The sequence below is a fragment of the Rhizobium sp. CG5 genome (genome assembly GCF_023701945.1).
In the GTDB taxonomy this organism is placed as follows: domain Bacteria; phylum Pseudomonadota; class Alphaproteobacteria; order Rhizobiales; family Rhizobiaceae; genus Allorhizobium.
Genome location: NZ_JABAEF010000005.1, coordinates 104,433 through 126,151, shown reverse-complemented (window position 1 = coordinate 126,151; position 21,719 = coordinate 104,433). Strand labels below are relative to the sequence as shown.

Below are 21,719 nucleotides of genomic sequence, written 5' to 3'. Positions count from 1 at the left end.
AAATGGAGAGGAGTGAACCGTCGCCCGTGTAGTTCTGCCTTATAAATGTTGCGATGCAGCATTATATGGCCTATTTGGCCGATGACGATCGGAACAAAGCAGAAGAGAAACGCTTGTGCCTATTCGCGCACCACGCCTCCAATGAAAGCGATCCTTCCATGCGTCTGAAATTCCCTATGCCGTTTTCCTCCGTGATGCGACAACAGAAGAAGTGGCAGAAGACGCTTTCCAAGCTGATGGAGCCCGCCATCGCGCCGGCCAAGGCCAAGGCAAAACCGCGTGCAAGCCGCCCGGCCGGAGCACGGTTGCATGAGGTGGTGGCCTTCGGTGCCAATCCCGGCGGCCTGCGCATGCTGGAATATGTTCCGCCGCAGTTGAAGGCCGGTGCGCCCCTGGTCGTCGTCCTGCACGGGTGTCTGCAGACCGCCGCCGATTTCGATCGCGGCAGCGGCTGGTCCAGGCTCGCCAAGGAGATGGGGTTTGCGCTGCTTTATCCCGAACAGCGATCCAACAACAATCCCAATCTGTGCTTCAACTGGTTCCGTCCAAGCTCGGTGGCCCGCGACCGCGGCGAGCTGATGTCGATCCGCCAGATGATCGACAATCTGAGCAGCCGCCACAAGATTTCGCCGGACCGTATCTTCGTCATGGGCCTGTCGGCGGGCGGCGCCATGGCATCGGCACTGCTGGCGGTCTATCCCGACCTGTTTGCCGGCGGCGCCATCGTTGCCGGCCTGCCTTACGGTGCGGCCCGCGACGCCATGTCGGCCATGTCGGTGATGAAATCGAGCGCCAACCGCTCGGCCCGCGAATGGGGCGACCTGGTGCGCAGCGCCACCCCGGAGATCGACAGCCTGCCGAAGATCTCGATCTGGCATGGTCTTGCCGATCGGGTCGTCAACCCTTCGAATGCCCGCGCCAGCCTGCACCAATGGCTGGATCTGCACGGTCTGCCCGAAGAAGCGGCGCGGGAAGAGGTTGACGGGTCGCGCGTCACGCGGACATGGCTCGCCCCGGATGGCGAGGTCGCCGTCGAACTGCATCTGGTGCACGGCATGGACCATGGTCTGGCAGTATCGACCCGTGGGGCCGTTCAGCCGCATCGCGATGCGGTGCCGTTCATGCTGGAGCAGGAGATTTGCACGCCCACCGAACTGGCCGCGTCATGGGGCCTGGGTCAGGCGAAAGGGATACGGAAGAAGAGTGGGGGCAGTCGAGGCGGACTGTAAGCCGGCCGGTCGGGCAGTGCCCCAGCGGGGTGGAAAGACGTATATCATCCGCCTGACCGCCCCCGGAGGCAAAACCTCAGTTTTCTTCAATGGCCACGCCATCGCGGCCGATGGAGAGCTGCACGCCGTCCGGCTTGCTTTCTTCCTGATAGACGTAGACACCGAGGCCAATCACGGCAATCACGAGGGCGCCGATGACGAAATAAAGGCCATTGCTTCGGTTCATAAGATATCTCCTGTGCGTAAAGTCAGCCGGAGAATGCTGCAGAGCGGAAATTGTTCCATCGCGATGGAACAATTGTTGGCTCATACCAAGTGTCGATGATAGGAACCTATAGGATGGCTTATGGCAGGTCTCTGGCTAGGCGCGGTGCGCAGGGCGATGCTTGTCGCATCGGCCAAGCGGCGCAACAACGCCAGAGGCCTGCCATAAGCCACCTTCGGCCGGCTTCTCGGACCTTCTGGCGTCGTCGAGCCCCTCGACCGATGCGCAAGCATCGCTCTTCGGACCTCTCCTAGCCAGCAGGGCCGATCGAGCCGGTCCTATAGGTTCCTATCATCGACACTTGGTATCAGTCGTCGTTGGCCGCGTTGAGGTTTTCCGGCCGCATCGTCTGCGCGACCTGATCGCGGGCGGCAAACCGCACGCCAGCGCCGCCGCTGGTATCATCCCCGTCCTTGACGAAAACGACGCCCTTGGCCTCATAGCTGCGGCGCAGGGTTCGCAGGGCACTGTCTTCGACCGGCGCAACCCCGTCGCTCTCGCAATCCGAGACGACGGCGACCGGCAGGCCGCTGGCGGTCGCGCTCTCTTCAAGTGTCAGGCCAAGCAGAGCCCGGGCGGCGCGATATTGTGCAGGAGTATACATAGAAGCGATATAGGCCGGTCCGGCGGAAGGTCAATGCTTGGCCGCATGCCTGTTGCGTTAACGGAAGGCCAGTCCATCGGCGACATCGCTGCCGGTGCCCTTGGCGGTCGCGATGGTAAGCGGTCGCTCGCTCAAGAGGTCCTGATAGACCTGCAAGGTCTCCTCGACCATCTTGTCGAGCCCATAGCGGTTCTGTCGCGCCAGGGCACCGGCCTCAAGCCGTCGGCGGACGTCGGGGTCGGCAAAGGACAGGATGGCTTCGGCCAGCGGCGCCGGGTCGTCGGTATTGGGCACCAGGCAGCCATTGACGCCGTGCTCAAGAACGGTTCCGGCCCCACCGACATCGGAGAGGATCAGCGGCTTGCCCGCGGCTGCCGCCTCCAGCATGACATAGGACATCGCCTCATAGCGGCTGGGGGTGACCAGCGCGTCAAAGGTCTGGATGGCCTCGCTGCCGGCAATATCGGCGCTCATCGTCACGCGTTCGCTGAGCCCGGCCGATGCGATCATCGCCCGGATCGTCGCGTCGAGTTCGCCAAAGCCGATGATCACGAGATGGGCGAGGGGAAAGCGTGTGGCGATGCGCTCGAAGGCGGCGATCAGCCTCTCCGGCGCCTTTTGCGGGGTCAGGCGTCCGATGAAGCCGAACGCGAAGGCATTACCGGGCACGCCGAGCCTGGCGCGCATCGCCTGTCTGCGGTCCTGCGGCGGCGTTGCGACGCCGTTGACCACGACGCGCAGGGTCTCGGGGCGAATACCGAGCGACAATCCATGGTTATATTCGTCGCCGGACACGCAGATGATGCGGTCGCTGAGAAACCGGCCCAGCACCCCTTCGACCAAACCATAGACCAGCCGGCCCTTGGAGCCCAGCGTCGGGTCCATGGTGCGGAAGGCGTGCGGCGTATAGACCCGCGGCACATGTTTGCCGGGAAGCCTGAGCCGCGTCAGCGCGCCGGCCTTGGAACTGTGGCCGTGCACGATGTCGAATGGGCCGTTGCGGGTGATGATCCGGCGGATCGAAAGCAAGGCCTTGGCATCCCAGGGGCCGACGGCCCGCCGCATGTCGACGCTCAGCGTGTTGGCGAGCCCCAACGCCTGCAGTTCCTCGACGAAGCGCGGCTCGGCTCGCAGCGGCGAATAGACGGCGGTGACATCATGGCCGCGCCCGTTCAGCGCCTTGCACAGATCGAGGAAATGCCGGCCCGAACCGCCGCCGCTGGGCTCCAGAACCTGCAACAGCTTCAGGCGCGACATATCTGGCTTTATCGGTTCGCTCATGGGGCAAACCCTCCGTGTAATCTGTCTTTCTGCCAGCGGCTTTCCAGGGCACCGCAGCCCCAGACGATGCCGAGAAGCAGGTAGAAATGCCGCCAGTGGTCGGTGTCGATGACATTGCCGATCGCCGAATGACCGATGATGACGATCCAGGCGATCATCAGATAGGGCTGCCAGGGCCGGTTGCGCAGCAGCAGCTTGAAGCCGATCCACAGGGTCCAGAGCAGCATGGTGATATAGGTGACGAAGCCGAGCCAGCCGTAGGTGGTCAGCGATTTCAGCCAGATATTGTGCTCGTCCTCCGGAAAGATCCGGCTGAACGTCATCGGCCCAATGCCGAGCGGATGTTCCATCGACATCAGGAAACCGATGCGGTGCCGATCGAAGCGGCCGAGATGCCCGCCGTCATAGTCCTGCACGAGCTGGGTGCGGTTGAAGAACAGGCTGTTGACCTGCTCGAATTGCAGCGCAATCACCAGAACCAGCACCATCAGAACCGCGGCCGTCAGGGACAGAAACAGGATCTTCATCCGAAATGCGGCGGTTCTTTCCTTGAGCAGCAGGATAAAGACCATGGCGACGGCGGAAAACAGGAAAAGCGCCCAGGCGGCGCGCGAGAACGACAGGAAGACGCCGAGCGCAATGACCAGCAGGCCGGCGACCTTGAACGGCGCTTCGATCAGCCGGCCGGTCAGCAGGCCGTGCATCAGGTACAGCGACGGCGCGATCAGGAAGGGTCCGAAGACGTTGGGATCCTGGAACGCGCCCTTGGCGCGGTCATAAAGCGTGAAAACCTCGGCCCCCGGAAAGGCATGGAAATAGCCGAGGATGCCGAGCATCGACGTAATCACCGCGGCGGCCACCCAGGCGCGGAAAATCAGCCGCAGCCGATGTTGCCCATCCTCGATGATGGCGGCGTAAAAGACCGAAGTCAGCGCCAGGAACAGCGACACGGCGATATACATCGGCCCGTCGTCCAGATCGGTCATCACGGTCAAGGACAGCATGCCGCCGACATTGAAGATCAGCAGCAGGGCCAAAAGCGGCGCGACACTGCGCGAAATCTTCAGACCGAGCAGAAACCAGATGGCGATCTGGCCGACCATCAGCAGCTCGTAAGGCGCCGGCTCGGAGATCACGAAGCCCGAGAGAAACACGCCGAAGGCAACCATCGCCGAGCCGAACAGCGTCAGGGCTGCGGCCTGCGGCCTGAACGGCGCTGCAGAATGGGCTTCGATCGCACTCAATAGGCATTTTCCGTATTCAGCAGCCGGATCGGCGTCAGGAACAGGATCTTCAGATCGAACATCAGCGACCAGTTCTCGATATAGAAGAGATCATAGGCGGTGCGGAACTTGATCTTCTCGTCATTGTCGATCTCGCCGCGCCAGCCATTGATCTGCGCCCAGCCGGTGACACCCGGCTTGACCCGGTGGCGGGCAAAATAGCCTTCGACGATCTCGCCGTAGAGCCGCTCGTGGGTCTGGGCGAGAACCGCATGGGGCCGCGGCCCAACCAGCGACAGGTCGCCGCGCAGCACGTTGAAAATCTGCGGCAATTCGTCGATCGAGGACTTGCGGAGGAAACGCCCGACCCGCGTCACACGGGGGTCGCCCTTGGTGACGGCGCGCTTGGCGGTCGGATCGCTCATGTCGGTATACATCGAGCGGAATTTCAGGACGTTGATGACTTCGTTGTTGAAGCCATGCCGCTTCTGGACAAAGATCACCGGCCCCTTGGAACTCAGCTTGACGGCGATGGCAGCACCGATGAACACCGGCCAGAGCAGGAGCAGGGCGACGACGCTGAAAAACACGTCGAAGATCCGCTTGGCCACCGAATCCCAGTCGCGGATCGGCCGGTCGAGGATGTCGAGCATCGGCACGGCACCGACATGGGAGTAAGAGCGCGGCCGGAACCGCAGGCTGTTGGAATGGGCGGCGAGGCGAATGTCGACCGGCAGCACCCATAGCATCCGCAAGAGCTCCAGGATGCGCGCCTCGGCGCTGAGCGGCAGCGCGATGATCAGCATGTCGATATGGGCCTGGCGGGCAAACTCGACCAGTTCCTGCACCGTTCCGAGCTTGGGATAACCCGCAACGATGGTCGGAGACCGGTCCGAGCCGCGATCGTCGAAGATGCCGCAAATGCGGATGTCATTGTCCTGCTGCTGTTCGATGGCGCGGATCAGGTCCTTGGCCGGCTGGCCGCCACCGACGATGACGGCGCGCCGTTCCATGATGCCGTTGCGCGCCCAGCGCCGGATCCCGAAGGCCAGCAGATACCGTTCGACCAGCAGGAAGAAGGCCCCGGCCGCATACCAGGCAACCACCCAGCCGCGCGAATAGAGACCGCCGGATTTCAGCAGGAACAGCGCAAGCGCCACCAGCGAAAAGGCAATCGTCCAGGCGCCGACGATCCGCGGCATCGACCGCAGCGGCCGGCGCAAGGCGGGCACCTGGTAACAATCGGCAAACTGCATCAACAGGATGGCGAGCGCCGAACCGAGAAAGGCCACCGCCAGATACATGATGAACGGCGTGAAATGCTCTCGGGCCAGGAAATGATGGGTCGCAAGACCGGTCGAAAACAGCGCGCTGAATTCCAGCAAACGGAGTTGGCCGATGATGATGTTCGGGGAATAGTTGCTGTCTTGAAACTGGCTGGCGACCTGGCGGGCAAAGGCGTTGATCTCGCCATTTTCGAGGACCGCCTTGGGCGCGGCGGCCTTGTCGCCGCCGGCCGTTTCCCGGACCTTGCGGCGCATGGCGTCCACGTCGAATGGTTCGGATTTTTCCTGCTGGTTCATGACATCGATCCGCCTCTTCATTCCTCTCGTCGTAGCAGAAAGGTCCTAAGAAACGTTTATGTCGGCCCAGCGATTCGATCCGGACGTGGGCTAAGCCAGGCCAATACTGTCCTTGTTCGGAACAGGTTGCCCATGCAACACGGCAGCGGCTAGCGCTGATCGGCTTTGCGCCAATCCGGTCAGGCGCTGCGGATCGCCGTCAGCCGTTCGCGGTAGAGGGCCAGGATGCCGTCGGCCATGACAGAGGCGGAAAATCTCGCCTTGAAATCGGCCATGCTTGGCATGGTGCTGTCATGCCAGCCGGGCGTCGTCACGGCCTTGGCCATGACGCGGGCGAGATCGTCCGGATCGTCGGGATTGACCAGCGCCTCGCTGTCGGCCCCGAGCATTTCCGGTATGCCGCCGACCCGCGTTGCAATCACCGACTTGGCAGCCCCCAGCGCTTCGAGAACGATATAGGGCATGGACTCGGCGCGCGACGGCACGACGACGATGTTGGACATCGAAAAGGCATCCTGAACGGGCATCGCAGGCAGCAGGCCGATCCGTCGACCGAGGCCGCGCTGCATCATCATCGCATCGTATTTGTCGCGGTCCGGGCCGTCGCCGACCACCAGCGCCGAAAGGGGGTGTTTGACCAGCCGTTCGGTCCGGGCAAAGGCATCGATGAACACATCGGGACCCTTGAGGTCCCGCAACATGCCGACATATAGAAAATGCACGCCGTCGGAGCGGGTTGGGATCGCACCGATATCCGCATCGCTGATGCCGTTATAGATCATCCGCGCACTGCAGCGCGGCACGCCCACCTTGGTCTCGTAGGTCCGGCGTTCGAAATCGCAGACAAAGACGATGGCGTCCGTCAGCTGCTCCAGAAGGCGTTCCATGCTGAAGATCGCCCGGCCGGCAAGGCTGGCCTGATCGTAGTGCAGACTGCCGCCATGGGGAGAATAGACGCGGGCAACGCGATACTTTTTGACCCGCAACACTGAACCGATGATGCGTGCCAGCGCGCCGCCCTTGGCGCCGTGACCGTGCAAAACATCCGGTTGCAAACTTTTGATTTCTTTGTAGCTGCGCCACAAGGCGCGGGCGTCGCCGCTGCCGACCGAGCGGCGGATCGGAATACGGGTCAGGCCGAGCGACAGATAGGGGCGGATCTGGTCGAACAGCCGGTCTTCGTGGTCCCCGCCCGTCGTGCTGTCGCAGACGATGCCGACCTTGTGGCCCGCATTGCTGTGCTGCTCGGCGAGATCGCGCACATGCCGGAATATTCCTCCGACAGGCGAGCGAAAGCAGTGAATGATGCGGAGCGGCTCGGTTTCCGGCATCGATCAGAACAGCCGTTCGCGGACATAGATCGTGTCTCCGGCCAGAAGGGGATCGGTGATCGGCACGCGGCCGGTGACGATGTCGGCGTTGATCTTGCGGGTCACGTCGACATCGCGCTGGTTGGCGCGGCTGGAGAAGCCACCGGCAACGGCGATGGCATTCTGAACCGTCATTCCGGGAACATAGGAATATTGTCCTGGCTGCCCGACTTCGCCCATCACGAAGATCGAGCGATAGCGGTCCATCTCGATGGTGACGTCGGGATCGCGCAGATAGCCCTGGCGCAGCTTCTGGGCAATGGCGCCTTCCATCTGGGGAAGGGTCTGGCCGCGGGCTGCCACCTGGCCGATCAGCGGGAAGGCGATATAGCCGGCCTGGTCGACGGTATAGGAATTGCTGAGACTGGCCTGTTCGAACACCGTGACGCGCAGGCGGTCGCCGCTGTCCAGCCGGTAGGGCTGGATGGTCGCTTCGTGAAACACCTTCGGCGCCGGCTTGTAGGATGAACAGCCCGACAGCACTGCCATGGTGACTGCGGCAATCGCGATGATCGCCTGTCTTGCTCGAGCCAATAACATGCGCAGACGCGCTCCCAGGAAGATTTCAACGTGGGTCTGTTATCAAACGGTTAGGGTTAATGGTCGGTAAACAAATCCCGACGCTTTATTTGCGGCGCACAGTTTTTCCAAATCCTGAACGAAAAACACCCATTAACGCTTGGGTTACCATGTTGCTTTACTTTCTGCGCCAATAAGTACCAGGAGTAACGGTCATGTCGGGTTCGGGCAGCAACAATCAACAGGATGTGGATATCGATCTTGGCCAACTCGTGCGTGCCGTCTGGCAGCGCAAGGGCCGTATCCTCGTGGTGACTGCCGTGGCTGCCGGGCTTGCCTTTGCCGGCGCCAGCATGATTTCGCCGAGCTACAAGAGCGAAACCCGCATCCTGATCGAGGCCCGCGCCGCCAGCTATGCCGCCCAGCAGACGCAACTGACCGGCTCGGAGCCGGTGCTGGACGAGCTGAACATTGTCAGCCAGGTGCAATTGCTGCGCTCGGTCGATCTGATCAAGCAGGTCGCCCGCGATCTGAAGCTCTATGATCTGGAAGAGTTCGATCCGGATACCAACCCCTCGGCGCTCTCTGATATCATGGTGCTGCTGGGCCTGAAGAAGAGCCCGCTCGATCTGGCACCTGAAGAGCGGGTGCTGAAGGTTTTCCAGGAAAAGCTGCAGGTCTACCAGGTCGAAAAGTCGCGCGTCATCGGCATCGAGTTCACCTCCAAGGATCCGAAGCTGGCCGCGGCCATTCCCAATGCCATGGTCAAGGTCTACCTGTCGCTGCAGAGCGGCGCCAAGCTCGACAGCAATTCCGAAGCCGCCCGCTGGCTGGAGCCGGAAATCGCCAATCTGCGCGAGAAGGTGAGGGAGGCCGAGCAGAAGATCGCCGATTACCGCTCCTCCTCCGACCTGCTGCGCACCAGCGACACATCGACCTTTGCCAACCAGCAGCTGAACGACATTTCGGCTGAGCTTGCGCGCGTGCGCGGCGAACGGGCCAATGCCGAGGCGAGGGCCGAGAATGTCAAGACGGCGCTTGAGGCCGGCAAGCCGACCGATACGCTGGATGCGGTCATCTCTTCCCAGGCGATCCAGCAGCTCAAGCAGTCGGAATCGACCATCCGTTCGCAGATCTCCGATCTGTCGACGAGCCTGCTCGACGGCCATCCGCGGCTGAAGGCCCTGCGCGCCCAGCTGAGCGGCATTCGCGAGCAGATTGCCGGCGAAACCCGCAAGGTCGTCGCAAGCCTGGAAAGCGAGGCCAATGTCGCGCGCATCCGCGAACGCCAGCTCGTTCAGCAGTTGAACGCGGTCAAGGCGGATTCGGCCCGGGCCGGCGAGGACGAGGTCGGCCTGAAGGCGCTCGAGCGCGAGGCGGTCGCCCAGCGCCAGCTGCTGGAAACCTATCTCGCCCGTTACCGCGAGGCCAGCACCCGCCTGGACGAAGGCTCCAGCCCGGCCGATGCCCGCGTCATCTCCCAGGCCTCCGAGCCGTCCGAGCCGAGCTTCCCCAAGGTCCTGCCGATCACCATTGTCGCGGCGCTGGCCGCCTTCATCCTGTGCGCCGTCGCCGTCATGCTGGCCGAACTGTTCAGCGGCCGTGCCCTGCGCCCGGTCGATGCGCCGAGCAATCCGGTCGATGACGAGCCGGAACGCGCGGCCGCCCAACCGGCAACCGAACTGCGTGCTGAAAGGCCAGTGGTCGCCCGCCCGGCGCCGGATCTTGTTCCGGCCAGCCTGCTGACGGCGCAGGCCGACCCAGCCCCGATGCCTGAGCCGGAGCCGGAGATCGTTGCTGATTCTGACGAGGCCAATGAGCCGCACGACGAGTTCTCGGTCGCATCCGTGGCGTCCTATCTGGCCGAGGCCAATGTCGCGATCGCCATCAGCATCTCGCCGTCCGGCGACGACGGCTCGACGGCAACCGTCATGCTAGCCCGCGAGATCGCCGAATCCGGCCGCACGGTCGTCTTGATCGACATGACCGGCTCGGCCTGCCCGACGCGGCTGATGGCCGCCCATCGTGATCTTCCCGGCATTACCGATCTTCTGTGTGGCGAGGCGGCATTTTCCGATACGATCCATCCCGATCGCCTGTCGGATGCCCATGTCATCCCGCAGGGCAATTCCGATATCCGCGCCGCCATGCGCGGCGTCGACCGCCTGTCGATGATTGCCGATGCCCTGGCGGATGCCTATGATCTGGTGCTGATCGAGTGCGGCCCGGCCAGTGCCGAGAGCGTCTCGCGCCTCAGCCGCAACGGCGCCCACGAGATCATTCTATCGGCGCCGAACCCGGACAAAGCACAGCTGGCCGAGATCATGGCGACCTTCGAAAGCGTCGGTTATGCCGATCTGATCCTGATGTCGCAGCGCCTGCCCGAGACGCGCGCCGCCGGCAAGGGCCGCAGCGCCGCCTGAACGAAAGCTAGTCGTCGGTTCCGGTCGAGAGCGTCGGGTCCTCGTCGGCATGGGCGCGCAGCCGCTGGATCAGCGCGTAGAGCTGCGGATTGCCCTTGATGACGGCTTTGGTGCGGGTCACGCCGCGCTGGGCAATGGCGGCCAGCCGGCCGGGACCGCTGATCGGCAGGAGAACGTCGTGCTGAACGGTTTCGACCGAGCACCAGCGGCGCTTGTAATCCTGGTCGCCGACGCCGAAATCGAAGATGGCGGCACCGTCGAGGCACGCCTGTTCGATGATCAGCCAGAACAGGAACTCGCCGGTACTGGCTTCCGGCACCAGATCCTCGTCGATCGAGCCGAACTGGCAGATCACATGATCGCCCTTGCGCGACAGCCCGGCAATGGCGGCAATCTTGCCCTCATGCTCGCCCTTCAGGCGCAGCGCATGCAGTTGCAGCGCCGAATTGACGCCGCCGGTATCGCGCTCCAGAAGGAGGCGGAAGAAAGCCTGGGTTTCCGGCGGCTGGAAGACGTTCGGCAAGCCGAGAGCCTTGAAGCGCACCGCTTTTTGATAAAAGAACCGTTCGATCAGCGCCGATTTTTCGCGGTCGGTGCTGGCGACGATATGCTCGTAACCGCCGACCGCTTCAAGCTTGCGCTGCTGGTTGCGGAATTTCTTGCGCCGGCGTTTGGCGTTCAGCTGGCCGATGGTGCGCTCGAAATCCGGGTACAGCGGCAGCTGGAAGGCATGGTTCTGGTTTTCCATGACCGGCAGCGCCGAGAACGGATGCTTGTCGCCGCGCCATTCCAGGGGAATGTTCTGCAGGCTGACCAGATCGGCCTGGCCTTGAAGGGCTTTTGTCACCCGTTCGACAAAATCCTGAGGGGAGGGCTGCAGGCCCTGCGCCCGGAATTTCTCGCTGAACAGGCCGGTATTGATATTGGCGAAGCGCGCGCCGATGAACTGCGCGATGCGGATCATGTTGGAGCGGACGATTTCCATCGGCAGGATGAAGCAGGTCTCCCCGTCCTGGCTGCCGCGCAGGATCGCCAGCGGATGGCCATGGGTCTTTACCCAGGCGCTGCACCAATCGTAGCTCTGATGCAGGGAATTGAGATTGTCGGCCTCCAGCCGCCGCCATGCGGTTTCCAGGGGCTCCATCTGGTGAAACAGCTCTACCTGCACGGGGGCCACCGCCTGTCTGATCGTCTGAGCTGGCGCGTCGCGGCGCTCGACCGAAGCAGCGGCAGCCGGCATCATGGGAACATCCGAAATCGTCTTCTGCATCTGCACAGGGGTGTCTCCGGTCGGCAGCCTCATGCAGTCACAATAGAAGTGTTTCTCGTAAATAGGGTTTATGACGCGCGCCGGGCCCGGCTTTTCCGCCAAGTTCGGTTATCGAATCGTAAAGCCGGAACGCCGTGTCTTCAGATCGGCTTGCCAGTCTTGACGTTCGTCTATTTCCGGGCCGGTCCGGCCATCCATTTGATGATCAGCATGGCCGGCAGGATCCAGATCAGGCCGGACAGCAGGAAGTAGAGCAAGTGCACCCACCATGGCGAAGTCGCCAGCGTCGCAGCGGCGATCGTCGTCGCCAGAAGCGCGTAGAGGATCACCAGGCAGATGATCAGGATCGTGCCGATGAATTTGCGCAGTCTGACGGGCATGGCAGGTCTTTCTTTCGTCACGTGTCGTTTGGCCTGGGAGTGACGCGACCCCATGCCGCAAACGGCTGGGGCTTGTTTTGCACCGGCAAGTGTAGCAAATCAACAGCCTTGAAAAGGGAATATCCATGACAACCGTAGATGCTGCTGTTGAAATATCGGTCATGAAGCGGATCGAGCGCCAGATCAACAATCGCCGTGCCGTGCGGATCTGGCTGGGCGTGGTGCTGGCCGTGCTCTTCTGTCTGGTGCTGGTCGGCGGGGCGACGCGCCTGACCGATTCCGGCCTGTCGATCACAGAGTGGAAGCCGATCCACGGCGTCGTGCCGCCGCTGTCGGCCGAGGAATGGGACGAAGAGTTCAAGCTCTACCAGCGCATTCCCGAATACGAGCAGATCAACAAGGGCATGACGGTCGACGAGTTCAAGACCATCTTCTGGTGGGAATGGGCCCATCGCCTGCTGGCGCGCAGCATCGGCCTGGTCTTTGCCCTGCCGCTTGCCTTCTTCTGGGCCACCGGCCGCATCGAGAGACGGTTGAAGCTGCCGCTGCTCGGCATTCTGGCGCTGGGCGGCTTTCAGGGTTTCATCGGCTGGTGGATGGTGTCCTCGGGCCTTTCGGCGCGCGTCGACGTCAGCCAGTACCGTCTTGCCACCCATCTGGTCATTGCCTGTCTGATCTTTGCCGCCTGCACCTGGGTGATGCGCGGCCTTTCCCCTCACAGCCGCGACCTGGCGCCGACGGCCAGCTCGAAGACCTTTGCCATGGTGCTGGCGCTGATGGTGCTGTTCCAGATCTATCTGGGTGCCCTGGTGGCGGGCCTCGATGCCGGCCTGTCCTACAATACCTGGCCGCTGATGGATGGCGCGTTGGTGCCGGGCGATCTCTTCGTGCAGAGCCCCGCCTGGATCAATCTGTTCGAGAACCCGAAGACCGTGCAGTTCGTGCACCGCCTCGGCGCCTATCTCCTGTTCGCAACCGCGCTCTGGCATATGCTGGCATCGCTCAAAGCCGCGCCGCACGCGACCCATGCCCGCCGCACCGTCGTGCTGTTCGCCCTGATCACCCTGCAGGCGATCCTCGGCATCACCACGCTGCTGACGCAGGTGCATCTGCACATCGCCCTGGCGCACCAGGGCATGGCGCTGATCGTGCTGGGTTTTACCATCGCCCATTGGCGCGGCTTCATCGGCGAATATCCGCCCGAAACCGCCATCGAGGTCAAGAGCTAGAGCGTTTCCTGGTTAGATTGAAACATTCTGTTGGCTCAAACGGAGTCGATTGGTCGCCCGGCTGGCGCGTGTCGTAGCCACGCCCTACGGCCAAGCCGGCCGGGCGATCAGGCGGCCCGTTTCAGCCAACCCGAAGGGCCGGGCATCTTTCCGCCAGGATCAAAGGCGATCGGCTCGGACGTACCTTCGGGTATGCCCTTCGCCAATCGCCTTTGCCCTGACGAAAACCTGCACCGGCAGAATGCTTCAATCTAACCAGGAAACGCTCTAGGCTCAGCCGAACCGGTAGCCCGAATAGGGCTTGCCGAGATAATCGGTGGTGAATATCCGCCGGCCCTGATCGGCACCGGCGGCACCCGCTGCCACAAACAGCGGCACGAGGTGATCGTGGTCCGGCACATGGCAGGCAAGCGCATCGGGGTTGCTGTCCCAGGATGACAGCAGCGCCGCCCGCTCATCCGCATCCGGCGCCTCGACGGCATCCCCCAGCCAGTCGTCGAAACGAACGGCCTCTGCGACATGCCCGGCATCGGCTTTCCGGAACATCGGCATGTTGTGATAGGTCATGCCCGAGGCGACGATCAGCACGTCCTCGTCGCGCAGCGGCTCCAGCGCCCGGCCGATCGCCAGATGGCTTTCGGCATCCAGCGTATTCTTCAGCGACATCATGACGATCGGCACATCCGCATCGGGATAGATCAGCATGAAGGGAATAAACACGCCGTGGTCGAAGCCGCGGGCCGCATCTTGCCCACTCTCGATCCCGGCTTCGGCCAGCAGCGCCCGGGCGCGGGCGGCGATGGTTGGATCGCCCTTGGCCGGATAGGACAGCTCATAGGTGTGTGGCGGGAAATTGTAGTAGTCGTAGAGCATGCCAGGCTGCGCGGCCGTGCTCAGCGTTGGCACCGGTTCCTTTTCCCAATGGCCGGAGATGACCAGCACGGCCTTCGGCCGGCGGCCGATCTCGCCATCCAGCCCTTTCAGAAACGCGCCGAGATCGTCCCACGGACCCTTGCCCTCGGCCGATTTGGGAAAATCCATGAACGGCCATGGGCCGCCGCCGTGCGGAATGAAGATGACGGGAAAACGGCTGCGGTCGCTCATCGGAAAGCCTCATGGATTGTTGCCCTTGATATAGCAATCCGATGAGGTCCTGACGATCCGTGGTTCTGGAGACGAAGCGTTCGACAAGCGAAGACCGGGGCCGGGCCAAACGACGGTGTCGGGGGACACGAGGCCGGGGCAGGGTGCCCCGGCAGCGATGCATCAGGCCGACAGCATCAGATCCATGTTCTGGACCGCAGCACCCGAGGCGCCCTTGCCGAGATTGTCGAGTACGGCCACCAGATTGACATGAGCGCCGCCCGGCGTGCCGAACACGAAGAGCTTCATCGTGTCCTGGCCCACCAGTTCCTCGGCATCGATGCGGCCGAGCGCGCGGCTCTCCTCAAGCGGCACAACTGTGACGATGTCCTGCCCGGCATAATGGGCGACGAGGGCGGCATGGAGGACGTCGATCGTCGTGCCCGCTTTCAGGTCGTCGAGGAACAGCGGCACCTGGACGATCATGCCCTGGGCAAAGCGGCCGACCGATGGCGAAAACAGCGGGGCGCGGTCGAGCAGGCCATGCGTCGTCATCTCCGGCACATGCTTGTGCTTGAGGGACAGACCATAGAGGAAATTATTGGCCTTGATGGCGTCGGCATGATTTGCGTCCTCCATCTGCGCGATCATCTGCTTGCCGCCGCCGGTATAGCCGGAGACCGCATTGACTGTGACCGGATAACCATCGGGCAGCAGACCCGCTGCGCGCAGCGGCCGGATCAGGCCGATGGCGCCGGTCGGGTAGCAGCCCGGATTGGCCACGAAGCGCGCGGCGCGGATCTTGTCGGCCTGCGCGTCGTCCATCTCGGCAAAGCCATAGGCCCAGTTCGGATCGACGCGATAGGCGGTCGAGGTGTCGATGATCCGCACATTGTTGTTGCCGGCAACCATGGTCACGGCGTCGCGCGACGCGTCGTCCGGCAGGCACAGGATGGCGATATCGGCGCCATTCAGCATGTCCTCGCGAAGCGCGGCATTGCGCCGTTCGGCTTCCGGGATCGACAGCAATTCGACATCGCGACGGCCGGCCATGCGGGTGCGGATCTGCAGTCCCGTGGTGCCGTGTTCGCCGTCGATGAAGATCTTCGCTGTCATTTTATCCTCGGATATCAGTTGCTTGGTTCCATTTGCGGAATCAGGTGGTGAAAGGCTTGAATCAATCTCTGAGCACCAGTCGGGCCAGCCGCTCGGCATTGAGGCCCAGCATATACATCGCCACCGTCGCCCCTGCAATGGCGGTGATATCGGCATGGTCATAGGCCGGCGCCACCTCCACCACATCGGCGCCGCGAATGTCGATCTGGTGCAGGCCGCGCAGCACCGACAGGATCTTGGCGCTCGACGGGCCGCCGGCAACCGGCGTGCCGGTACCCGGCGCAAAGGCCGGATCGAGGCAATCGATGTCGAAGGTGACATAGGTCGGCAACCCGCCCGTATGGCTGACGATCAGCGAGGCGATATCGCCGGCGCGCATGTCCTCGACCTCATGGCCATAGACGATGCGGATGCCGCAATCGTCGGGCGCATGGGTGCGGATGCCGATCTGGATCGAACGGTCCGGATCGATCAGCCCGTCGCGCGCGGCGCGGCCGACGAAGGAGCCGTGGTCGATGCGCTTTTCGTCGTCGAACCAGGTGTCCTGATGAGCGTCGAACTGCACCAGCGCCAGCGGCCCATGCTTGGCGGCATGCGCCTTCAAGAGCGGCCAGGTGATGAAATGGTCGCCGCCGAGCGTCAGCAGGAAGTCGACGCTCTTCAGGATATGGCTGGCCTCGTCTTCGATCTTGGCCGGCGTCTGCCAGTGATTGCCATAGTCGAGCAGGCAGTCGCCATAGTCGATCGTCGCCATGCCGGCAAACAGATCGCGTTCAAACGGATATTGCGGATCATTGTCGAAGATCGCCGAGGCGCGGCGGATCGCCTGCGGCCCGAACCGGGCACCAGGACGGTTCGACGTGGCAGCATCAAACGGAATGCCCCAGACAGCGGCATCGACGCCCTCCAGCGACTTCGTATAGCGGCGGCGCATGAAGGACAGCGCGCCGGCATAGGTCGGATCGGTGGCCGCCGATGTGAGGTCGGTTGCGGTAAAGGCGTGATCGATGGTCTTATTCATAAGGGCTCTGCTCCAGGCACCGCAGCGACAGCATTTTCAACAAGACATATATGGCGTATATGACAAAGTCATACACGGAGGATATTCCGATGCGTGCGAGCAAACCTATAACAGTGACGCTGGGCGATCAACGCGACGATATCGAGCGCCGGGTGTCCAGTGGTCAATATGCCTCGGCAAGTGAGGTCATGCGTGCGGCGCTGCGGGCGCTCGACCGCGAAGAGCGCATGCTGGATGACTTGGTCGCCACACAGGTCCGTCAGGCTCTGGAGGACACTCGGCCGTCGGTGCCGGCGCGCGCCGCGTTCGCGCGGATCGAGGAGCGACATGCCGCGCAGTCAAACCAGCGGGCAGGGGACGATGGCGCTTGACGTCCGCCTCCATCCGCTCGCCGACGATGACCTGAACCGTATCTACGACTTCATTGCTGCGGACAATCCTGCCCGAGCTATCGCATTCCTGCGGGAACTTGAGGCCTTGTCGTTCTCTCTTGGCGATCATCCGGAAAAGGGCAGGCTGCGACCGGATCTTGGGGCCGATATCAGAAGTTTTTCCATGCGGCGCCGGGTGGTGATCTGCTACCGGGTCGATGCGAATGCCGTCGAGATACTCCGCTTTGTCTATGCCGGACGCCTGCTTGATCCGCTGGATTTTCCCAAGCTGTAATACCAAGTCTCGATGATAGGAACCTATAGGATGGCTTATGGCAGGTCTCTGGCTAGGCGCGGTGCGCAGGGCGATGCTGTCGCATCGGCCAAGCGGCGCAACAACGCCAGAGGCCTGTCATAAGCCACCTTCGGCCGGCTTCTCGGACCTTCTGGCGTCGTCGAGATCCTCGACCGATGCGCAAGCATCGCTCTTCGGACCTCTCCTAGCCAGCAGGGCCGATCGAGCCGGTCCTATAGGTTTCTATCATCGAGACTTGGTATAACCCCAAACGAAAAAAGGCGGAGCCGAAGCCCCGCCTTTTCCAAGTCCGTGTAGCGGAAGCGATTAACGCTTCGAGAACTGGAACGAACGACGGGCCTTCGCCTTGCCGTACTTCTTACGTTCGACAACGCGGCTGTCGCGGGTCAGGAAGCCACCCTTCTTGAGCACGCCACGCAGGCCGGGCTCGAAATAGGTGAGTGCCTTGGAGATGCCGTGACGAACGGCACCGGCCTGGCCGGACAGACCGCCACCGGTGACGGTTGCGACCACGTCGAACTGGCCTTCGCGGGCAGCGGCCACGATCGGCTGCTTCAGGATCATCTGCAGAACCGGGCGTGCGAAATAGACCGGGAATTCGCGGCCATTGACCGTGATCTTGCCGGTGCCGGGCTTGACCCAGACGCGGGCAACCGCGTTCTTGCGCTTGCCAGTCGCATAGGAGCGACCCTGGGCATCGACCTTGCGGACGTGCACGGGAGCGGAAGGGGTTTCCTGGGTCGTGCCGAGGTCCTTCAGGGAAGAGAGATCAGCCATGATCAGGCGCTCCTTACGTTCTTGCTGTTCAGCGATGCCACGTCGAGAGCGACCGGCTGCTGTGCTTCATGGGGATGGTTCGAGCCGGCGTAAACGCGCAGGTTCTTCATCTGGCGGCGGCCGAGAGGACCACGCGGGATCATGCGCTCGATAGCCTTTTCAACGACGCGTTCCGGAAAACGGCCTTCGATGATCTGGCGAGCCGTGCGCTCCTTGATGCCGCCCGGATAACCGGTGTGCCAGTAGTACTTCTTGTCGGAGTACTTCTTGCCGGTCAGGACGATTTTCTCGGCATTGATGATGATGACATTGTCGCCATCGTCAACGTGAGGGGTGTAGGTTGCTTTGTGCTTGCCGCGCAGGCGGTTTGCAACGAGGGTGGCGAGGCGACCGACAACGAGCCCTTCGGCGTCGATGATGATCCACTTCTTCTCCACCTCAGCAGGCTTCTGAACGAAGGTAGACATATCAGTTTCTTTCCTTATGTCCCCGATTGCGAAAGAGCCGCATGGGGCGTTTCTTGTTGCTTGTCTTTGGCCTGTCTTGCGACGCCAAAAAAGAAAGCGGTCCGTAAGGGCCGCCAACTCCGGGCTTTATAGTGTCGCCGCGAAAAACGGTCAAGAGACGCGTTTTGCAGGGCTGCGAAAATAAGAAAGCAAAAACAATGGCTTAATAGTGTGGTAAAATGATACCGCAAAAATCAAGGAGCCAGCCGATGTTTGGCGGGCCTTGGACTCACCGTGGCGGAATGGAATAGGTGGCGGTGACCTGCGCCACGGCCTTGGCCGGATCGCCCTGGTGCAGCAGCGCCTCGACCACGGCCAAGCGCTTGCCGAGCTTCAGGATCCGGCAATCGCAGTCGATGGCGGCCTGTTTCGGCAGGCGCAGGAAGTTGATGGACAGATTGGTGGTGACCACCATGGACACCGGGCCGATCTGGGCTAGAATCGTCACCCAGCAGGCGACATCGGCCAGCGTGAACATCGCCGGTCCCGAGATCGTGCCGCCGGGCCGCAGATGCCGCTCGTCCGGTTCAAGCCGCATGGTGGCCTGGTCGGGACCGATCCTGCTGACGGTAAACTGCCGGCCATCGGTGTGCAGTTGCGGAAATTCGGTCTCCAGGAAGCGGTGTATATCCTCCGCCGTCATCACGGGCGTCCTGTTGTCCGGCATGTCGATATCCCTTCCATCCGTGTCCGCACTGGCGCTGGGGGCGCTTTTCGTGGCACAGATAACCGCAAAATCATCGAGAGAGGAGATAGACCATGGCCGAAGTCGTATCGTTGCACAAGGAAGCGCCCGCGGCACCCTTGGTGCGCGAAGAGCAGACCGGCGGCGTGTTGCGGCTGACACTCGACAATCCGCCGGCCAATGCTCTCTCGGTGGCCATGATGAAGGCTCTGGGTGCAGCGCTCGATCGGGCGGCCGACAATGCGGACGTGCGGGTCATCATTCTGGCGGCCTCCGGCAAGCTGTTTTCGGCCGGCCACGACCTTAAGGAATTGACCGCACACCGCACTGACGCCGACCGCGGCCGTGATTTCTTCGAGACGACCATGCGGCTCTGCGCCGATCTGATGCTGAAAATCACCCATCTGCCAAAGCCCGTCATCGCCGAGATCGATGGCCTGGCGACGGCGGCCGGCTGCCAGCTGGTGGCCTCCTGCGATCTGGCGATCTGCACCGACACCGCGACCTTCTGCACGCCGGGCGTCAATATCGGCCTGTTCTGTTCGACGCCGATGGTCGCCGTCAGCCGGGCGGCCCATCGCAAGCAGGCGATGGAAATGCTCTTGACCGGCGAGACGATCGACGCCTCGACGGCCAAGGATTTCGGCCTCGTCAACCGCATCGTGCCGAAACAATATCTGGCGCAGGTGGTCAACAAATATGCCGCCGTGATCGCCTCGAAGTCGCCGCTGACGCTGAAGATCGGCAAGGAAGCCTTTTATCGCCAGATCGATATGCCGCTCGAGGAGGCCTATCGCTACGCGGCCGGCGTCATGGTCGAGAACATGCTGGCGCGCGATGCGCAGGAAGGCATCGGCGCCTTCCTGGAAAAACGCATGCCGGAATGGTCGGGCGAGTGACCGGAAACGCTGGAGTGGGAGGCCGTTTCGGTCGACAATTCGTTATCATATATACATGATTGTTTTCATCAGCAAATACAACTATAAGGCGCTTCTAATTCAAAAAGAACATTTATAGAAATAAACAGGAACAAACCGTCACTTCATGCCTTGGGAGGCCTGCATGTCACTGGACCGTCGCATTTCCTTGATCACTCTTGGCGTGTCCGACGTGGCGCGCTCCACGGCTTTTTACGAGAGACTTGGCTTTCGTCATTCCTCGGCATCCCAGGACAGCGTCACGTTCATCCAGTTGAAGGGCACCGTCCTGGCGCTGTTCGAGCGCGGCGCGCTGGCTGAGGATGCAGGCGTCGAAAACACCCCGCCCGGCTTTTCCGGCGTGACGCTGGCGCATAATGTGTCGAGCCCGACCGGTGTCGATGCGGTGATCAAGTTTGCGGTGTCCTGCGGTGCGACCTTGGTGAAGAAGCCGGAGAAGGTGTTCTGGGGCGGCTATTCCGGCTATTTCGCCGATCCGGACGGCCATTTGTGGGAAGTCGCCCATAATCCGTTCTTCCCGATGGACGAATATGGCCATATCGTCCTGCCGGACTGAGCGACAGGCATCGGGCTTTGTGCCGATGCAATTGATTAAGACATTCGGAATATTCTGGGTCTGGGGAATTCGAGGAGCGGGAAACACGCAACGCCGGCATGGCCGGGGGAGGTTTCCATGGACCACGACAACTACTCGAGCGACTACATCCGCGATATCCTGGCTTCGGCGAAACATATCGCCGTTGTCGGTGCCTCATTGCGCGACGACAGGCCAAGCCATTGGGTGATCGGCTTTCTGCTCGGCAAGGGATATCATGTCTATCCGGTCAATCCGGCCCATGCCGGCGACAAGATTGAAGGCCAGACCGTCTACGCCCATCTGAGCGACATTCCGGAACCGATCGATCTCGTCGACGTGTTTCGCCGCAGCGACGCCTTTGCCGGCGTGGTCGACGAGGTGCTGGCCCTGAACAAAAGGCCCGCGGCGATCTGGGGGCAATTGGGCGTCCGTGATGACGCGGCAGCGCTCCGCGCCGAAAGCGCCGGCATCAAGGTGGTGATGAACCGCGCCCTGGTGTCGGACTATCCGCTGGTCTACCAGGCCAGCCATCCCGCCGCCAAACGGGCCGGCACGGCCCGAAGCTGACGGTCAGAGCGAATAGTGCGGAAGAAAAAGCCGATCGTTGCGATCCGGTATGGGTTCGCATGCCAGCACCGGGCACCTTGGGCTGTCTTTGGTCGGAACGTAGTTCCACTCGGCATATTCGCCGGGATCGCACTGCCGGCTGTCGCGGACATAGCGATCGTAGAGCGTCATGCCGGCCACCCTCTTGGAGGGATGCCGCAGGATGACCGCGCCTTCGTTGCGGATCGCCTGGCGGGCGCCTTCACAGGTCATGCCGCTCAGATTGTAGCGGCTGATGGCTTCGGCGGGGCCTGATAGCAGCAGGATGCCCAGGCAAAGGGCGGCGGCGACCTTCATGTCATGTCTCCTGGATCTGATGCGGCTGGATGACGCGCAGTCTCGTGTTG

Annotated in this window: 24 protein-coding genes; 8 read left to right on the top strand and 16 right to left on the bottom strand. The window is 62.3% G+C overall.

Annotated elements, in window-relative coordinates; all coding sequences use genetic code 11:
• Positions 1-158 precede the first annotated feature (158 nt).
• The gene (locus tag HGO38_RS10345) at positions 159-1,229 is read left to right on the top strand and encodes an extracellular catalytic domain type 1 short-chain-length polyhydroxyalkanoate depolymerase (protein ID WP_250955801.1); all 1,071 of its coding nucleotides are present in this window, start codon (positions 159-161) and stop codon (positions 1,227-1,229) included.
• A 76-nt stretch (positions 1,230-1,305) separates the two neighbouring features.
• On the opposite strand, the gene HGO38_RS10340 is transcribed toward HGO38_RS10345, so the two are convergent.
• From HGO38_RS10340 to HGO38_RS10310, 7 genes are all read right to left on the bottom strand, one after another.
• Complete coding sequence (locus tag HGO38_RS10340) at positions 1,306-1,455, bottom strand: hypothetical protein (protein ID WP_250955800.1); 150 nt, start codon at positions 1,453-1,455, stop codon at positions 1,306-1,308.
• 346 nt (positions 1,456-1,801) lie between these two features.
• Positions 1,802-2,098 (bottom strand): DNA-binding protein, encoded by a 297-nt coding sequence (locus tag HGO38_RS10335; RefSeq protein ID WP_250955799.1) that lies wholly within the window; start codon positions 2,096-2,098, stop codon positions 1,802-1,804.
• 57 nt (positions 2,099-2,155) lie between these two features.
• Positions 2,156-3,379, bottom strand: a complete 1,224-nt coding sequence (locus HGO38_RS10330; RefSeq protein ID WP_250955798.1) for a glycosyltransferase — start codon at positions 3,377-3,379, stop codon at positions 2,156-2,158.
• Positions 3,376-4,623, bottom strand: a complete 1,248-nt coding sequence (locus HGO38_RS10325; RefSeq protein ID WP_250955797.1) for an O-antigen ligase family protein — start codon at positions 4,621-4,623, stop codon at positions 3,376-3,378. The genes HGO38_RS10330 and HGO38_RS10325 overlap by 4 nt, the downstream gene beginning before the upstream one ends.
• Complete coding sequence (locus HGO38_RS10320; RefSeq protein WP_250955796.1) at positions 4,620-6,185, bottom strand: undecaprenyl-phosphate glucose phosphotransferase; 1,566 nt, start codon at positions 6,183-6,185, stop codon at positions 4,620-4,622. The genes HGO38_RS10325 and HGO38_RS10320 overlap by 4 nt, the downstream gene beginning before the upstream one ends.
• A 179-nt stretch (positions 6,186-6,364) precedes the next feature.
• Positions 6,365-7,516, bottom strand: coding sequence for a glycosyltransferase family 4 protein (locus HGO38_RS10315; RefSeq protein WP_250955795.1), 1,152 nt, complete (start codon positions 7,514-7,516; stop codon positions 6,365-6,367).
• Between the two features lie 3 nt (positions 7,517-7,519).
• The gene (locus HGO38_RS10310; protein ID WP_250955794.1) at positions 7,520-8,095 is read right to left on the bottom strand and encodes a polysaccharide biosynthesis/export family protein; all 576 of its coding nucleotides are present in this window, start codon (positions 8,093-8,095) and stop codon (positions 7,520-7,522) included.
• A 194-nt stretch (positions 8,096-8,289) separates the two neighbouring features.
• On the opposite strand from HGO38_RS10310, the gene HGO38_RS10305 reads away from it, so the two are divergent.
• Positions 8,290-10,497, top strand: coding sequence for a GumC family protein (locus HGO38_RS10305; RefSeq protein ID WP_250955793.1), 2,208 nt, complete (start codon positions 8,290-8,292; stop codon positions 10,495-10,497).
• A gap of 7 nt (positions 10,498-10,504) precedes the next feature.
• Here HGO38_RS10305 and HGO38_RS10300 read toward each other — a convergent pair whose 3' ends face one another.
• Positions 10,505-11,767: a GNAT family N-acetyltransferase gene (locus HGO38_RS10300; protein ID WP_250956000.1), complete on the bottom strand. Its 1,263-nt coding sequence runs from the start codon at positions 11,765-11,767 to the stop codon at positions 10,505-10,507.
• A gap of 170 nt (positions 11,768-11,937) precedes the next feature.
• The gene (locus tag HGO38_RS10295; protein ID WP_250955792.1) at positions 11,938-12,147 is read right to left on the bottom strand and encodes a DUF2842 domain-containing protein; all 210 of its coding nucleotides are present in this window, start codon (positions 12,145-12,147) and stop codon (positions 11,938-11,940) included.
• 125 nt (positions 12,148-12,272) lie between these two features.
• Here HGO38_RS10295 and HGO38_RS10290 point away from each other — a divergent pair, with 125 nt between their 5' ends.
• Positions 12,273-13,376 carry a COX15/CtaA family protein gene (locus HGO38_RS10290; RefSeq protein ID WP_250955791.1) on the top strand — a complete coding sequence of 368 codons (1,104 nt, stop codon included), beginning with the start codon at positions 12,273-12,275 and terminating at the stop codon, positions 13,374-13,376.
• 273 nt (positions 13,377-13,649) lie between these two features.
• On the opposite strand, the gene HGO38_RS10285 is transcribed toward HGO38_RS10290, so the two are convergent.
• From HGO38_RS10285 to speB, 3 genes are all read right to left on the bottom strand, one after another.
• On the bottom strand, positions 13,650-14,480 hold the full coding sequence (locus tag HGO38_RS10285) for a DODA-type extradiol aromatic ring-opening family dioxygenase (protein ID WP_250955790.1): 831 nt from the start codon (positions 14,478-14,480) through the stop codon (positions 13,650-13,652).
• A gap of 162 nt (positions 14,481-14,642) precedes the next feature.
• On the bottom strand, positions 14,643-15,575 hold the full coding sequence (argC, locus tag HGO38_RS10280) for an N-acetyl-gamma-glutamyl-phosphate reductase (RefSeq protein WP_250955789.1): 933 nt from the start codon (positions 15,573-15,575) through the stop codon (positions 14,643-14,645).
• 61 nt (positions 15,576-15,636) lie between these two features.
• Positions 15,637-16,596, bottom strand: a complete 960-nt coding sequence (speB, locus tag HGO38_RS10275; RefSeq protein ID WP_250955788.1) for an agmatinase — start codon at positions 16,594-16,596, stop codon at positions 15,637-15,639.
• A gap of 89 nt (positions 16,597-16,685) precedes the next feature.
• Here speB and HGO38_RS10270 point away from each other — a divergent pair, with 89 nt between their 5' ends.
• Positions 16,686-16,967, top strand: a complete 282-nt coding sequence (locus HGO38_RS10270) for a ribbon-helix-helix domain-containing protein (protein WP_250955787.1) — start codon at positions 16,686-16,688, stop codon at positions 16,965-16,967.
• Positions 16,957-17,262 (top strand): type II toxin-antitoxin system RelE/ParE family toxin, encoded by a 306-nt coding sequence (locus HGO38_RS10265; RefSeq protein WP_250955786.1) that lies wholly within the window; start codon positions 16,957-16,959, stop codon positions 17,260-17,262. The genes HGO38_RS10270 and HGO38_RS10265 overlap by 11 nt, the downstream gene beginning before the upstream one ends.
• 327 nt (positions 17,263-17,589) lie before the next feature.
• Here HGO38_RS10265 and rpsI read toward each other — a convergent pair whose 3' ends face one another.
• From rpsI to HGO38_RS10250, 3 genes are all read right to left on the bottom strand, one after another.
• Entirely contained in the window at positions 17,590-18,060 is a 471-nt protein-coding gene (gene rpsI / locus HGO38_RS10260; RefSeq protein WP_168474520.1) for a 30S ribosomal protein S9, read from the bottom strand.
• Positions 18,061-18,062: 2 nt separating this feature from the next.
• Positions 18,063-18,527: a 50S ribosomal protein L13 gene (rplM, locus tag HGO38_RS10255; protein WP_250955785.1), complete on the bottom strand. Its 465-nt coding sequence runs from the start codon at positions 18,525-18,527 to the stop codon at positions 18,063-18,065.
• Positions 18,528-18,795: 268 nt separating this feature from the next.
• The gene (locus HGO38_RS10250) at positions 18,796-19,233 is read right to left on the bottom strand and encodes a PaaI family thioesterase (RefSeq protein WP_250955784.1); all 438 of its coding nucleotides are present in this window, start codon (positions 19,231-19,233) and stop codon (positions 18,796-18,798) included.
• 92 nt (positions 19,234-19,325) lie between these two features.
• On the opposite strand from HGO38_RS10250, the gene HGO38_RS10245 reads away from it, so the two are divergent.
• From HGO38_RS10245 to HGO38_RS10235, 3 genes are all read left to right on the top strand, one after another.
• The gene (locus HGO38_RS10245; RefSeq protein WP_250955783.1) at positions 19,326-20,150 is read left to right on the top strand and encodes an enoyl-CoA hydratase; all 825 of its coding nucleotides are present in this window, start codon (positions 19,326-19,328) and stop codon (positions 20,148-20,150) included.
• A gap of 163 nt (positions 20,151-20,313) precedes the next feature.
• Positions 20,314-20,745: a VOC family protein gene (locus HGO38_RS10240; protein ID WP_250955782.1), complete on the top strand. Its 432-nt coding sequence runs from the start codon at positions 20,314-20,316 to the stop codon at positions 20,743-20,745.
• Positions 20,746-20,862: 117 nt separating this feature from the next.
• Positions 20,863-21,333 (top strand): CoA-binding protein, encoded by a 471-nt coding sequence (locus HGO38_RS10235; protein ID WP_250955781.1) that lies wholly within the window; start codon positions 20,863-20,865, stop codon positions 21,331-21,333.
• 3 nt (positions 21,334-21,336) lie between these two features.
• Here HGO38_RS10235 and HGO38_RS10230 read toward each other — a convergent pair whose 3' ends face one another.
• A complete protein-coding gene (locus tag HGO38_RS10230; RefSeq protein WP_250955780.1) occupies positions 21,337-21,669 on the bottom strand; it encodes a hypothetical protein in 333 nt (110 codons plus the stop codon).
• Positions 21,670-21,719 lie beyond the last annotated feature (50 nt).